Origin of the sequence: Arthrobacter sp. HS15c, from assembly GCF_040812005.1 — a bacterium.
Lineage (GTDB): Bacteria > Actinomycetota > Actinomycetes > Actinomycetales > Micrococcaceae > Arthrobacter.
Genome location: NZ_JBFOHM010000009.1, coordinates 169,812 through 184,234, shown reverse-complemented (window position 1 = coordinate 184,234; position 14,423 = coordinate 169,812). Strand labels below are relative to the sequence as shown.

At 68.3% G+C, this 14,423-nt stretch carries 12 protein-coding genes; 9 read left to right on the top strand and 3 right to left on the bottom strand.

What is annotated here, in order from left to right; genetic code table 11:
* The first annotated feature begins 78 nt into the window (after positions 1-78).
* The 4 genes from ABV518_RS16365 to ABV518_RS16350 all read left to right on the top strand — a co-directional run bounded on the left by ABV518_RS16365 (position 79) and on the right by ABV518_RS16350 (position 4,885).
* Positions 79-1,554, top strand: coding sequence for an APC family permease (locus ABV518_RS16365; RefSeq protein WP_367768712.1), 1,476 nt, complete (start codon positions 79-81; stop codon positions 1,552-1,554).
* A gap of 113 nt (positions 1,555-1,667) precedes the next feature.
* Complete coding sequence (locus ABV518_RS16360) at positions 1,668-3,365, top strand: diguanylate cyclase (protein WP_367768709.1); 1,698 nt, start codon at positions 1,668-1,670, stop codon at positions 3,363-3,365.
* Positions 3,366-3,434: 69 nt separating this feature from the next.
* Positions 3,435-3,950 carry a histidine kinase gene (locus ABV518_RS16355; RefSeq protein ID WP_367768706.1) on the top strand — a complete coding sequence of 172 codons (516 nt, stop codon included), beginning with the start codon at positions 3,435-3,437 and terminating at the stop codon, positions 3,948-3,950.
* A gap of 56 nt (positions 3,951-4,006) precedes the next feature.
* Complete coding sequence (locus ABV518_RS16350; RefSeq protein WP_367768702.1) at positions 4,007-4,885, top strand: DUF4097 domain-containing protein; 879 nt, start codon at positions 4,007-4,009, stop codon at positions 4,883-4,885.
* 39 nt (positions 4,886-4,924) lie between these two features.
* Here ABV518_RS16350 and ABV518_RS16345 read toward each other — a convergent pair whose 3' ends face one another.
* Positions 4,925-5,185 carry a hypothetical protein gene (locus ABV518_RS16345; RefSeq protein WP_367768699.1) on the bottom strand — a complete coding sequence of 87 codons (261 nt, stop codon included), beginning with the start codon at positions 5,183-5,185 and terminating at the stop codon, positions 4,925-4,927.
* A 95-nt stretch (positions 5,186-5,280) separates the two neighbouring features.
* On the opposite strand from ABV518_RS16345, the gene hrpB reads away from it, so the two are divergent.
* On the top strand, positions 5,281-7,968 hold the full coding sequence (gene hrpB / locus ABV518_RS16340; protein WP_367768696.1) for an ATP-dependent helicase HrpB: 2,688 nt from the start codon (positions 5,281-5,283) through the stop codon (positions 7,966-7,968).
* A gap of 154 nt (positions 7,969-8,122) precedes the next feature.
* Positions 8,123-8,275, top strand: coding sequence for a hypothetical protein (locus ABV518_RS16335; RefSeq protein ID WP_367768694.1), 153 nt, complete (start codon positions 8,123-8,125; stop codon positions 8,273-8,275).
* A 62-nt stretch (positions 8,276-8,337) separates the two neighbouring features.
* Here the strand turns inward: ABV518_RS16335 and ABV518_RS16330 are convergent, their stop codons facing one another.
* On the bottom strand, positions 8,338-8,565 hold the full coding sequence (locus tag ABV518_RS16330) for a hypothetical protein (protein ID WP_367768691.1): 228 nt from the start codon (positions 8,563-8,565) through the stop codon (positions 8,338-8,340).
* A gap of 144 nt (positions 8,566-8,709) precedes the next feature.
* Between ABV518_RS16330 and ABV518_RS16325 the strand changes: the two genes are divergently transcribed.
* On the top strand, positions 8,710-11,652 hold the full coding sequence (locus ABV518_RS16325; protein ID WP_367768688.1) for an AAA family ATPase: 2,943 nt from the start codon (positions 8,710-8,712) through the stop codon (positions 11,650-11,652).
* A gap of 88 nt (positions 11,653-11,740) precedes the next feature.
* Here ABV518_RS16325 and ABV518_RS16320 read toward each other — a convergent pair whose 3' ends face one another.
* Positions 11,741-12,418 carry an alpha/beta family hydrolase gene (locus ABV518_RS16320; RefSeq protein WP_367768686.1) on the bottom strand — a complete coding sequence of 226 codons (678 nt, stop codon included), beginning with the start codon at positions 12,416-12,418 and terminating at the stop codon, positions 11,741-11,743.
* Between the two features lie 235 nt (positions 12,419-12,653).
* On the opposite strand from ABV518_RS16320, the gene ABV518_RS16315 reads away from it, so the two are divergent.
* The gene (locus tag ABV518_RS16315) at positions 12,654-13,343 is read left to right on the top strand and encodes a DedA family protein (protein ID WP_367768683.1); all 690 of its coding nucleotides are present in this window, start codon (positions 12,654-12,656) and stop codon (positions 13,341-13,343) included.
* A 45-nt stretch (positions 13,344-13,388) separates the two neighbouring features.
* Positions 13,389-14,411 carry a non-homologous end-joining DNA ligase gene (gene ligD, locus ABV518_RS16310; protein WP_367768680.1) on the top strand — a complete coding sequence of 341 codons (1,023 nt, stop codon included), beginning with the start codon at positions 13,389-13,391 and terminating at the stop codon, positions 14,409-14,411.
* Positions 14,412-14,423: the final 12 nt, after the last annotated feature.

Here is a 14,423-nt window from a genome sequence, read left to right as displayed (position 1 = left end):
CAGTGAAGTAGGTCACAGTGAGGCCGGGATCCGGCCGCGGCTCTCCCGGGAGCCGCGTACCCGCAGTGGAGGTCAGTCATGAGTCAGACTTCTGAGGAAGTATTCGACGCCACGCCCGAGGGCGACGGGCCGGAACTGAAGCGGGTCCTCGGGCCCAAGCTCCTCCTCCTGTTCATTGTCGGCGACATCCTCGGCGCCGGCGTCTACGCCGTGACGGGCACCATGGCCGGCACCGTAGGCGGCATCGTGTGGCTGCCGTTCCTGCTCGCGTTCGTCGTCGCGACGCTGACGGCGTTCTCCTACCTCGAACTGGTCACGCAGTATCCGCAGGCAGCCGGTGCCGCGCTCTATACGCACAAGGCCTTCGGCATCCACTTCGTCACGTTCCTGGTGGCGTTCGCCGTGGTCTGCTCCGGCATCACCAGCGCCTCCACCTCCGCGAACGTCCTCGCCCAGAATTTCTTCGGCGGGCTGGAGATCAACGGCTGGATGGACGTACCCGCGCAAGGCGTGATCACCGCCGTCGCCATGGGCTTTATGCTGCTGCTGGCGGCGATCAACCTCCGCGGCGTGGGCGAGAGCGTGAAGTTCAACGTGGTGCTGACCATCGTCGAGATGACCGCCTTGTGCATCGTGATCGGCGTCGGCTTCTACGTCATGGCGCAGGGCACGGGGAATGCGGGGGAGATCTTCGTCTTCAGCGACTACCAGGACAAGGGCCTGTTCCTGGCGGTCACCGCGGCCACGTCCATCGCGTTCTTCGCCATGGTCGGTTTTGAGGACTCCGTGAACATGGTGGAGGAGACCCAGCACCCGGAGAAAATCTTCCCCCGGACCATGCTCACCGGGCTCGGCGTGGCGGTAATCCTCTACATGCTCGTGGCCGTTTCCGTGGTCAGCGTACTGACGCCCACCGAACTCGAAGGCATTAGGGAGGCCGAAGGTGCCGCGCTGCTTGAGGTGGTGCACAAAGGCTCGCCGGACTTCCCGATCGACCGGATCTTCCCGTTCCTCGCGGTCTTCGCCGTCGCCAACACCGCGCTGATCAACATGCTCATGGCAAGCCGCCTGATCTACGGCATGGCCCGCCAGCATGTCCTGCCCAGGCCGCTCGGCAAGGTGCTGCCGGGGCGCCGCACCCCGTGGGCCGGGATCCTGTTCTCCACCGTCCTGGCGCTGGGCCTGATCTGGTACGTCACGTCCGACCCGAAGAGCAATATCGTGGCAAACCTCTCCGGCACCACCGCGTTCCTGCTCCTGTGCGTCTTCACCGTGGTGAACCTGGCATGCGTGGTCCTGCGCGGCAAGCGGGACCCCAACCGCAAAGTGTTCTTCACCTCGCCAGGGCAGTTGCCGCTTCTCGCCGCATTGCTATGCGCCTTCCTCGCGGGACCGTGGGTTGGCCGGAACGTGATCCAGTACCAGATCGCCGGAGGCCTGATGGCCATCGGCGTGGTGCTGTGGTTCATCACGTGGCTGATCAACAGGCGGACCAACGCCGCCCCAGGTGGCCCCGTCGGCCGCCAGGACACCAGCAAGGGCAACATGGGCTGACCCCCTGGCGCAAGCCGCCCGGCGGTGCCGGCACCATTCTGGCGGTTTCTGCCGTAGATTCAGGACCAGGTGACATCCGACTGGTCTTGGACCGACGCTTGGGGGCGGCATATATGGGGCACGACGCGGCGCTGTTTGGCCTGGCCCGGACAGTGATGTTGGGGCATTGGGACCGGCAATTCCGTACCATCCATGCCACTGACGCGATCACCGGGTGGATAGGCCACACGCCTGGCCAGATCCGCGGCCTGCACCTAAGGGACATCGTCGGCGATGAGTTCTTTGCGGACGCAGAACCCTATCTCCGGGCCGTCCTCAGCGGAGAGCCGCAGGCTTTTGGACGCCGTATCGCCAATGCCGCGGGCCAGACGCGGCACGTCCAGGTGACCTGCGCTCCGGACACGTCCGACGGCGGCGTCCGGGGTTTTTTTGTTTTTATTACGGATGTCACGGGGCGGGTTGCCGCCGAACGCATCCGCCAACGGGACGCCGAGCGGTACCGGGCGCTGGCGGCGAGCATTCCGGGTGTCTTTGTCCTGCTCTTCGACTCCGAGCTGCGCTACATCATCGCCGAAGGTCAGGAGCTGGCCGCCTTCGGCTACTCCGCCGCAGAACTCGAGGGGCGGACCATTTTCGAATCCGTCGAGCCGGGGCTGGCCCGGGAGCTCGAACCACGGTACCGGGCAGCGCTGGCAGGCCAGGAAGTGTCCTGGACGCGCCGGATCGGGCCCCGGACTTTCAGCCTCACCTCCCGTCCCGTGCAGTCCGACGAGGGAATATCGGCCGGAATGGTGGTTGCGCTGGACATCACCGACCGCGTCCACCGGGAGAAGACCTGGGCGGCCCTGCATGACATCGCCACTGCCGTCGCCCGTAGTGCATCCCCGGAGGATGTCGCCACCCGGGTCGCCGCGGTCCTCCGGCGCCTGTTCTCTGTTGACTCGGCCGCCGTGGTGAGGTTTGCCGGTGACAGCCAGGCCGAGATTGTTGCGATGGCGCCCGAACTTCCCGCCAATGTCAGCCGGACGCACCAGCTGACGCCTGAAGACTCGTCAGCGACGGCCAGGGTCGCCTTCACCGGCAAACCGGCCCTGGTGTCCTACGACGGGGCGGGCGGCCTCGGGGACCAGATGCTGGCTGGCGGCTTCCTGTCCGGGGCCGGCGCTCCCATCCGGGTGAATGGCGGGCTGTGGGGGACCATCGTGCTGACGTCCCGCTCCAGCGTTGGCGTGACGCCAGCGATGCTGGACAGGCTGGCGGAGTTCGCCGACCTCGTCGAAATCGCCGTCGGCAACTCGGAGGCCTGGGCCGCTTTGGAGCACAAAGCCAGTACAGATCCACTCACCGGACTCCTGAACCGCCGCGCCCTCGAAAAGGTCCTGTCCCATGAGCTTGACGCAGCCACCGCCGCCAGCCACCGAATCAGCCTCATCGTGCTCGACATCGACAATTTCAAGAGCACCAACGACCTTTTTGGCCATCAGGCCGGTGACGACGTCCTTGTCGAAGTGGTGCGCCGGCTGCAGCAGGCCACCGGCGACGGCGAAATCCTGGCCCGCTTCGGCGGCGAGGAATTCGTCTGGCTGCTGCCGGGCACCGGCGGTGAGGACGCCCTCAAGGCGGCTGAACGCGCCCGCCGGCTGATTGCCGCCATTCCCTTCCCCGGAGTCGGCGCGCTCACCATCTCGGCCGGGGTCTGCGAACTCGCCGACACCGGCGGCGAGCCCCTGATTGCCTGCGCGGACCAGGCACTATACCGGGCCAAGTCCGAGGGCAGAAACAACAGCGTCCGATACGTCAGCCCGGGGTAGATTCTCCATGACGCACCCGGGCATTGCTTTGACGTCACTATGACGTCATAATGATGTCATAATGATGTCATGGACCTGCAACAGTACGTGATGAGCCTCCAGGAGCAGCTGCATACCGCCTCTGCAGCCGGCGGCGAGCCGGCACGTGAACTTGCCGGCCGCCTGACCGCGCCGCTGGAGACCGCCACCCGGCTGGTCCTGCTTGAGGCGCTGGCGGCCGCCGCCAGCGAGATCACCCGGGAACTTGCGCCGGGTTCAGTGGACGTCCGGCTCCGCGGACGCGATCCAGAGTTTGTGGTGACGCCTCCGCCGGCCAGTACAGAATTCGACGACGCCGCGGACAGGTTTCCGGTCAACCCGCCGCCCGCGCAGGACGGTGACGAGGGCCCGGCCGCCAGGTTCACGCTGCGGCTGCCCGAGCCGCTCAAAGTGCGCATCGAGGAAGCAGCCGCCAGGGACAAAGTCTCGGTCAACGCCTGGCTGGTCCGCTCCGTCACCGCTTCGCTGGACGGCGCTGGCAACGGACGAACCGCACCGCGCCGAACCCCGTCCGGCGGACGCAGCTTCACCGGCTGGGTCCGCTAGCACCCCGACGCAAACCCCCATCAAGGCACTGACTGAACAGTCCAAAGGAAACCGCAATGCCGACCTTCGAAACCCCCGGGCGCATCTCCCTGAACGTCGGGTACAACCTCGGCGACATCCGCGTCACCGCCACCGACCGGACCGATACCGTTGTTGACGTCCGCCCCAGCGACGCCGGGAGGTCCGCAGACATCAGGGCCGCCGAACAGACCAGCATTGACTTCTTCAACGGCGCCCTCTTCATCAACGGGTCAAAGGACTGGAAACGGTTCGCCATCCTTACCGGGAACGGCGCCGTAGACGTCATCGTGGAGCTGCCGTCACATTCCGACGTCCGATGGGAGGCCGGGATGGGGAAATTCGACGGCGAAGGGGACCTTGGACAGTGTGACCTCAAAACCGGCATGGGCCACATCCGGCTCGACCGGGCGGATGCTGTGAAGGCGGAATCCGGCTATGGCGACGTCGTCGTGGACGACGCGGCCGGCGACATCGAGCTCAAAACCGGGTCCGGTGAAATCCGCGTCAACCGGACCGGCGGCTCCACCCAGATCAGGAACTCCGACGGACATATCCGGATCGGGGATGCGGCCGGCGAGGTCCACATCAAAGCGGCCAACGGCAACATCCATATTGGGAAGGCGCAGTCATCGGTGAGCGCCAAGTCCGCCAATGGCAAGATCCGGGTCGGCGAGGCCACCCGCGGCTCCGTGGTCATCGAAACGGCCTACGGCGACGTGGGCATCGGCATCCCTGAAGGCACGGCGGCGTGGCTGGACGTCAGCACGAAGTACGGGAAGGTCCGCAACGCCCTGGCCGCAGCCGAGGGCCCGGGGGACTCCACGGAAAGCGTCGAAGTCCGGGCCCGGACGTCGTACGGCGACGTCGACATCCACCGGCCCGGACAGTCAGCGCACCCCAGCAGAATCCAATAACCTCCGGGGTACCCGGACCGGAGCCCGGCCGCGGGGCGGCTACTTCCCCATGCCGGGGTGGATGGCCACAAACTCAATGGCGGTCTGGACCTTCTTCTTCGGACCCCGGGAAAATCCCTTGGCGTCGAGCTGGTTCTGCGCGCGGTAGACGGCCAGGGCGTCGTCGTAGATCCTGTTCAGCTCCAGCCCGCTGAACACCTCCCGGGAACCGTCAGCGAAGGTGACAGTGACCTCGGCGCTGCCTGGAAAATGGCGTTTCATCCGGATGAAGCCTTCGGCGTCCTGCTGGAGAGTGATCATGCTGGTCCTGCTTTCGTAAGTGACTTTCCTCCAGTCTCTCCTACGGCACGCTGCCAGGGGGACAGACTGCCAGGCCCTGCGGGGAGAATGGGCGGGTGACCTCTCCGCGCATTCCCCTGACATTCGACCTGGCCGCCATCGGCACGGGGCTGGCCTTTGCAGACTCCCTCGACGACCTCACTGCGGCGCTGCGCCCGGGCGGGGCGGCTGGAACCGCGGTGGTGCAGGCGCCGCCGGGCACGGGCAAGACCACCCTCGTGCCGCCGCTGCTCGCCAACCTGCTGGCCGCCACTCCCGGCCAGGGACAGCGGCGCGTGGTGGTCACCCAGCCGCGGCGGGTGGCCGCCCGGGCAGCGGCCCGGCGCCTGGCGGCCCTGGATGGCAGCCGGCTCGGCGACAGGGTGGGCTACACGGTCCGCGGCGAGCGCCAGGCAGGCCCCGGGACCGTCATCGAGTTCGTCACCCCGGGGATCCTGCTTCGCCGGCTCCTGGATGACCCTGGACTGGAAACGGCAGGCGCGGTGATCCTGGATGAGGTCCACGAACGCGGCCTGGAGACGGACCTGCTGCTGGGCATGCTCACCGAAGTGCGGCAGCTCCGCGGAGACCTCACCCTGGTGGCGATGTCCGCCACCCTGGACGCACCGCGCTTTGCCGCGTTGATCGGGGGCGCCTTGAGTGGAGAAGCTGAAGATCACGACGGCGGCGGGCCGGCTCCCGTCGTCGACTGCCCGTCCGCGCTGTACCCGCTGGAGGTCGAATGGGCGCCGGCAGGAGTGGCACGGTTGGACGGACGGGGCGTGACGCGCCCGTTCTTGGACCACGTTGCGGACGCCGCTGCAGCAGCCCACTCCAAGGCAGGCGAAGACACGGACACGCTGGTGTTTGTGCCCGGCGCCCGGGAGGTGGCCCATGTGGCAGCTCGCCTGCGCGGCCGCACCGGCACGGGAACGGAGGTCCTGGAGCTGCATGGCCAGGTCAGCCCGGCGGAGCAGGACCGTGCCGTGTCCGGCCGGAGCAACCACGCCCTGTCGCGCATCATTGTTTCCACCGACCTCGCGGAATCCTCCCTGACCGTCCCGGGCGTACGGATCGTCGTCGACTCCGGCCTGACCCGCGAGCCGCGGCGGGATGCAAGCCGGGGCATGTCCGGCCTGGTGACCGTTTCGTGTTCACGGGCGTCCGCGGACCAGCGGGCCGGCCGTGCAGCCCGGCAGGGCCCGGGCCGAGTGGTCCGCTGCTACGACCAGCGGGCCTTCGGTGCGGCCCCCGCCCACGTGACGCCGGAGATCGCCGTCGCCGACCTCACCGCCGCTGCCTTGGTCCTGGCCTGCTGGGGTTCGCCCGGCGGCACCGGTCTCGCGCTTCCGGACGCCCCGCCGCAGGCAGCGATGCAGGAAGCCGTTGAAGTCCTGCGCGAACTCGGTGCCGTGGGTGCGGACGGCCACGCCACCGCACTGGGCCGGACCCTGGCCAGGGTCCCCGCCGATCCCAGGCTGGCCCGTGCACTGCTGGACGGCGCCGGAGCCGTGGGCCCGCGGACAGCCGCAGAAGCGGTGGCCCTGGTGGCGGGGGACCAGCGGGCACCGGGGGCCGACCTGACACGGCTTCTCGCCGCCCTCCGCACCGGTAAGGAGCCCGCCTCCCGGCGGTGGACTGAGGACGTCCGGCGGATGGAGGCCATCGCGCGGAAGGAGGGTGCCGGCGTCGTACACCTCGCCGTGGAAGCCCCGCCGGGCAAAGCGGAAGCGGTGGGTGCCGTCGTCGCCCTCGCCTTCCCTGACCGGGTGGCGCGGCGGGTTCCGGGGGAGGGGCCGGAGCGTTACCTCCTGTCGTCCGGCACCCGGGCCGGGCTGCCCGCGGGAAGTTCCCTGGCCGGGCATGAGTGGCTGGCGGTGGCGGAGGTGTCGCGCGCGGAGGGCCGGGACGCAGCCGGCACGGGTGCTGTGATCCGTTCCGCTGCGCCCATCACGATCGACACCGCGGAAGCAGCCGCCCGCCACCTCCTCACGGACACCGTCGAGGCGACGTTCGGCAAGGGCCGGGTCACGGCACGGAGGGAACGCCGGCTGGGCGCGATCGTGCTGTCCTCCACACCAGTCCGCCCGTCCGCCGCCGAAGGACGTCTGGCGGTGGCCCGCGCCCTTGCCCAGGAAGGGCTGGGAACCATTGGATGGTCGACGGCGGCGGACGCCTTGCGCCGCCGGCTTGCCCTGCTTCGCCGCGAACTGGGCGAGCCGTGGCCTGACGTGTCCGAACCGGCCCTGCTCGCCCGCCTCGGTGACTGGCTGGGACCGGAGCTCGAAAAACTGGCCGGTGGAGCCGCCACCGGCAGCATCGACCTCACCGACCCCTTGCGGCGCCTGCTGCCCTGGCCGGAGGCCGCGAAGCTGGCCGAACTGGCGCCGGAGACACTGGAAGTGCCCAGCGGGTCGCGCGTGCGCATCAACTACCCCGACGTGCCGGACCGTGCTGATGGTGATGCTGCAGGCGCGGATTCTGCAAGGAAGGACGACGGCGGCCGGCCGGTGGTGGCCGTCAAGCTGCAGGAATGCTTCGGCTGGGCGGACACGCCGCGGCTCGTGGGCGGGCGGGTGCCGGTGCTGTTCCACCTGCTGTCGCCGGCCCGCCGGCCGCTGGCCGTGACGGACGATCTGGCGTCCTTCTGGTCCGGGCCATACGCGCAGGTGCGGTCGGAGATGAGGGGCCGCTATCCCAGGCATCCCTGGCCTGAGGATCCGTGGACGGCGCAGGCAACCGCACGGACCAAATCCCGGATGTAACGCCGTCGTGGGTCGGATTCATATCCTCCGAACGGCAGGGTGAGAGGAACGATACACGGCGGAAACGTGGCGTCGACGTGCTGAAACATCCCGCCGTTAGGCTCGTCGTTACGTGGACAGCGTGGTCCACACCACGACATGAAAGGACGCAACGATGTTGCTTTTGAGTAGCCTGAACCTCTTGCTCGACGCCCGCCGGAGTGACGACAACCGTGCGTACAGCAGCGGAAACGGCAAGACGGAGTTCCCCAACGGCCAGTTGACCTCCACCGCCTGGGAAGGCTGGTGGCACGACGACGCCGCGTAGCTGACGCGCTGGCCGGCTCGGCGCATGTGCTATGGCCGGGGCGCCTGGCTGGGCCGGGGCGGTTACTGTTCGGGAATCCAGTAAGGTGCCGGGACGTCGGCTCCGGTGAGGTTGTCGCAGCGGACCAGTTGGGTGCCGATCCGCGTCAGCGGACAGTAACCGATATTAATCCCTGTATCCTCCGGCGTTGCCGGCTCCCCGGCGCCGGCCGGGGCCGGAGCGATGACCGCCAGGAGGAAGAGCGCAAGCGCAGCTCCCGTCCTGCGGCGTGAACCGATGGATGTGTACATGGCGTTTCCCTTCCGGATGTGCGGGTGCTGACAGATTCAGCCTGCTCTCCCGTGCCACGGCGCCACATCAGGTGGTACCCCTCAGAATCAGGCGGGGTACCCTCAGATCTTTTCCGGCCGGACACAGGGGTGCAAGCTGGGACTGTGGCAAAACCGTTGGACGACGGCGGCCCGGATTTCATCGGACGGGCATTGGACCTGGCAGAACTGGCCGGAGTCATCAGTGCCGTCCGTGCCGGAACGGCCCGGACGTTCCTCATCTCCGGGGACGCCGGAGTGGGGAAGACGGCGCTGGTTGCCCGGGCATGCGCAGCCGCTTCTCCGGAGGCGGCCATCCTCAAGGGTGCAGCACTGCCGTTGGCCTCCATGGAAGTGCCGTTGCTGGCCCTTCGGGGTGCCTTCCGTTCAGCCGGGGCAGCCCGGGTCCCGGCGCCGTCCTTTCCCTGGGAAGCCGGTCCGGAGCTTCCCCTCCTGATCGATGAGTGGCTCACCGGGCTCAGCCTGAAGCGGCCCGTTCTGCTGGTGGTTGACGACCTGCAGTGGGCAGACCAAACCACGTTGGATGTCCTGATGTACCTCGTGGCCGGCCCGCAGGAGCGGCGGCTGGGAGTGATCGGAACGGTACGGCACGATGACGTCGGCAACGGCCACAAGCTTGACCGCTGGCTGGCAGACATCCGGCGGCTGCCCGGCGTGGGCACCAGGACGCTTGCCCCGCTCGACCGGCCGGACACGGAAGCGCAGCTCGCCGCGATCCTGGGCGCGCCGCCGCACCGGACGCTGGTCAACGAAGTGTTCGCCCGCTCGGCTGGTAACCCCTATCTCAACCTCCTGCTGGTGGCCGGCCTCAGTGCCGGAGACCGGCACCTTCCGGCCGGATTCCCGCCCGATCTGAAGTCCGCCGTCCTGCGGTCCTGGCAAGGGCTCTCCTCCGACGCGCAAGAACTGACCCGGATCATGGCCATTGGCGGGAAGGCCGCCAACGGGGCGGAACTGCAGGATGTCGCCGGGCCGGCGTTCGATCCCGAGCGTGTACGGGCGGTCCTGCGTTCCGCGGTGGAGGCAGGAATCCTGGACCTGGCCCCGGATGGAACGTACTGGTTCCACCATCCGCTCATCGCCGAAACACTGGAACTGGCGCTGGATGCCGCGGACCGCAAGAGCCTGCATTCGGCGTTCGCCGCGTATTACGAACGGCAGCTCGACGGCGGCACCCGCCCGGATGCCGCCGTCGTGGTTGCCCTTGCCGACCACCACCACCAGGCCGGGCATACCGCTGATGCTTACCGCTGGGCGCTGGTGGCGGCGGACATGGCAGGTGGGCCCGTCGCGAACGGCGATGCGCTGCGGATGCTGAGCCGGGCCCTTGATCTGCGCCAAGGACTGCCGGATGCGGCGGAGCGGACCCTGGACCTGTTGGACCGGGTCCGTCAGGCAGCTTACGAGGCTGGGGCACTGTCCGTGGAGCTGGAATCCATCGAGGCGCTGCTGGCCGGGTCCGACCTTCCCGGCGGAGTGCTTGCCAGGGCCGAGCTGATGGTGCGCCGCATGCACCTGCAGCTGTCCACCGGGCAGGGGTTCTTCCCCCTGCCCGACATACGCGAGGCAGTCAGGCTCTCCGCCGCCACGCCCCGCAGCTGGCAGCACGCCCTGGCCCTGGCCGAGCTGTCCCATGCAACCATGTGGCACACCGAGCCGGATGCAGAGCCTCACGCCAGGCAGGCGCTTGCCCTCGCCAGGGAACTCGGGGACCACCGGGCGCTGTCCTACGCGTTGACCGCGGTGGCCATCGCCGAGATAAATGCGGGGCACCCCCAGGCAGGTATTCCCCTGGCGGCCGAAGGGGCACAGGAGGCGCTTCAGGCGCGTGATTTCTGGGCCTTCGTCCACGCAACGTATTGGACGGCCAACGCGCAGGGACCCTGGACCAGTGCGGCGTACGCGGAGTCGCTGCGCCGGGCGCGGCAGGAACTTGTGGACCGGGGAGCGCCCCACAGTTACACGGCCAAAATTGCAGCAGACGAAGCGGCCAGCTTCCTGGCCGTGGGCGACTGGCGAAAATGCCAGGCTGCGCTGCGGATCGCTCTCGGCTTTGATCCCGGACCGATGGGGGACGTGGGTGCCAGGCTGACGGCCGCACGGCTCTCGGCGCTGCAAGGCCGGCACGATGAGGCCGCGGTCCACCTTCAACGGGCCGAGGAGCTCTATGCGGAGACTTCCGGTCTCCTGAACCTGGACTTTGACGCCATCCGTGCTGAAGTTAACGTCGCGGCCGGGCGCCCCGAGGCAGCCCTCGAGGCGGCGCTCACGGGTGCCACCGGCCCGGGTCCGCCGCCCACCATGTGCGAGTGGCTTCTTCCCGTTGCCGCGCGAGCACTCGCGGACCAGGTCCAGCGCGCGCGGGACACCGGGGTGCCGACGTCCGGCCTGCTGGCCGCCGCCAACGATCTCCAGGAACGCTTTCCCGGCATCCTGCACGAGCGTTTGGGGGAGTCGGAGCTCTACCGACGGCAGGTGGAAGGCTTTAACCTCCTCTACGCCGGGGAGCTGGGCAGGGCCCGGAATCCGCACGGCAACGCGGCGGAGTGGGCCCAGACGGCCGACGCCTTCCGGGATGCCTCCCTGCCGTGGGAGGAGGCCTACGCCTGCCAACGCGCGGTGGAGTCGCTGCTGCTGCATGGGCACACCCCTGGCCGCCAGGCAGCTGAGCTCCTCCGCCGGGGACTCGCCCTCACTGCGGAACTCCAGGCCGTCCCCGTCCAGGCGGCCCTCGAAGGCCTTGCTGCGCGGGCGAGGATCCCGGTGTTGCCGGTTGCTGCCAACGGGCGTCTCCCTGCAGCAGTCCTGCCAGGCCTGACACCCCGGGAGCTGGACATCCTCGACCACGTGGTTGCGGGCAGGACCTATGGCGAGATTGCGCGGGCGCTGTTTATCAGCGAGAAGACGGTCAGCTCACACATCTCCAACCTGCTGCGCAAAACCGGTGCCGCAAACCGGCTGGACCTTGCGCGGCTGGCTTCGGCCGGTCCTCCGGCCGGTGCTCCGGCAGACACCACAGTAGACGCCCCAGGAGACGCGCTGCGCTGAGGTGCCGGGCGGAGGGGCCGGTCAGAGGGGCCGGTCAGAGGGGACGGTCAGAGGGGCGCGCCGACGTGCCGTTCAGCCGAGGTGCCGGTCAGCTGCGGGTCCGCATAAAGTCCGCAACGGTCGCGGCGAGGGAGGCGCCCACTTCATCGGCGCTGCGCTTTTTGCCGGCCACTGCGAATGAATGGTCCCCGCCGTCGATCCACTCCAGCACGGCGGACGCGCCGATTCGGGACACCACACCCTCCAGCAGTTCCGGGGTGGCGAACGTGTCGCGGGAGCCCTGCAGGAACAGCATGGGCAACGTGAGCCCATACAGGTGCTCGTCGCGGATTTTCTCCGGCTTGCCCGGCGGGTGCAGCGGATAGCCAAGGTAGATGAGCCCGGCGGCAGACATACCTTCCGCGACCGCCATCGACGCCATCCGGCCGCCGAATGACTTGCCGGCCGCCCAAACCGGCCCGGTGTCCCCGTGTTCGGCGCCCTGCCGCGCTGCCTCGTCCATCGCGGCCCGCCAGGCCGCCATGGCAACCGGCGGCCGGTCCGGGAACTTCCGCCCGGCCTCCCGGTACGGGAAGTTGAAGCGCAGGGTGGCGACGCCTTCGTCGTTGAGGGCACCGGTGAACCCGCGCATGAAGGGATGCTCCATGCCCGCGCCTGCCCCATGGGCCAGCACCAGGGTGGCAAACGGCTGCTCGGGATGGGCGTAGGACGCGGAAACCCTGACGTCGCCCACGGCGAAGGTCAGGGCGGACTCTGAGACGGTCATGGATCCATCATGCCGGATTCAGTCCTGCTTCAGTCGTGCCTCAGTCCTGCTTCCGTCCGCGTGCGGTTCCGTCAGCCTTCCGGTTCCCTCAGCGTGCTCTCCCGCCCGCGGCTTCTCCCGTCCGCGGCCCGGCGGCCCAACGGTTGCCTGCACAGGAACGGCACAGCAGGAGGACAGCCGGTCGCAAGCCCCGCGCCGGAGAGTGGGGAGTCAACCCGATCCTGGAGGAACCACCATGACCGCTGCCCTTGCCGCCCCCTTGTCCACCGCTACCGCAATCCCATCCGCCGCGAACCCGGCGGCCGCTGATCTCAGGGTCTCGGAGTGGGTGGTCGGCGTCATGGAGTCTGTGGGTGCACCCGGGGCAGGACTGGTGGTGGCACTGGATAACCTGTTTCCCCCGATCCCCAGCGAGGTGGTCCTTCCGCTCGCCGGCTTCACCGGAAGCCGCGGCGCCTTCAGCCTGTTGGACGCCATTCTGTGGACCACGGCCGGGTCACTGCTGGGCGCGTATGTGCTGTATCTCCTGGGCGGATGGCTTGGGCTCGACCGGACCAGGGCCCTGATCGGCCGGATCCCTTTGGTGGCCGTCGCCGACGTCGACCGGGTGGAAGCGTGGTTCGCCCGCCACGGCAGCAAGGCGGTCTTCCTGGGCCGTCTGGTGCCGCTTTTCCGGAGCCTCGTCTCCATCCCCGCCGGGATCGACCGCATGCCGTTGTGGCGTTTCCTGGGACTGACGCTCGCGGGAAGCCTCATCTGGAACTCGGTCCTGATCCTGGCGGGATACTTCCTCGGCGAGAACTGGCAACTGGTGGAGGAGTACGCCGGGGCGCTCCAGATGCTGGTGGCCGTGGCAGTGGCCGGCCTGGTGACGCTGTTCGTTGCGAAGAAGCTCCGGAAACGGCGGGAGCATGTCACCGTCTGAACCCATTCTGTTTGCCGGGGAATGGGCGGGGTGTACGTTGTCCCCATGGCGAGCGAACAGACAATGCTGACCGTCCCTGGACCCCACGGCGAACGCGAGATGCGGATTTCCAGCCCCAGCAGGGTCCTCTGGCCCGAACTGGGACTGACCAAGCTGGACCTCGCCCGGTACATGGTTGACGTGGGGGAGGCGTTTATTGCCGCGAACGGCAACCGGCCACTGGCGCTGCAGCGGTACTCGGACAACGTTGAGGGAGACCAGTTCTTCTCGAAGAACCCGCCCAAGGGAACACCGGATTTCATCCGAACAGTGAAGGTCATCTTTCCGAGCGCGCGTTCGCATCCCATGCTTGTCCTCGACGAGCCGGCTGCCGCAGTGTGGGCCGTACAGATGAACACCGTGGTGTTCCACCCCTGGCCCTCTTTGGCCGAAGACACAGACAACCCCGACCAGCTCCGGATCGACCTGGACCCGCAGCCGGGGACCGACTTCGATGACGCCGTCCCGGCCGCCCTGGCGCTCAAGGAGGTGCTGGCCGAGGCCGGCCTGGACTGTTTCATCAAGACCTCGGGCAACCGCGGGCTCCACGTGTACGCGCCAGTTGAGCCCACTCGTGAATTCCTGGATGTCCGGCACGCTGTGATCGCGGCCGCCCGCGAGCTCGAGCGGCGGATGCCGAAGAAGGTCACCACCGCCTGGTGGAAGGAGGAACGGGGCGAGAAGGTGTTCCTGGACTTCAACCAGGCCAACCGCGACCGGACCATCGCCGGCGCCTACAGTCCACGCGCCCTGGCCCACGCATCAGTGTCTTGCCCGATCAGCTGGGATGAGCTGGAGAGCATCAGCCCGAAGGACTTCACGATCCTTACGGTCCCGGACCGGCTGAAGACCGTTGGCGATCCCTGGGCTGACATGAATGCGAATCCTGGCACGATCGATACGCTCCTGGGCTGGTGGGACCGCGATCTCAAGGCGGGACTCGGCGAGCTGCCCTTCCCGCCCGACTATCCCAAGATGCCGGGCGAGCCTCCCCGCGTGCAGCCCAGCCGGGCCCGCAAACCGGACTAGGACGTGGTGCGG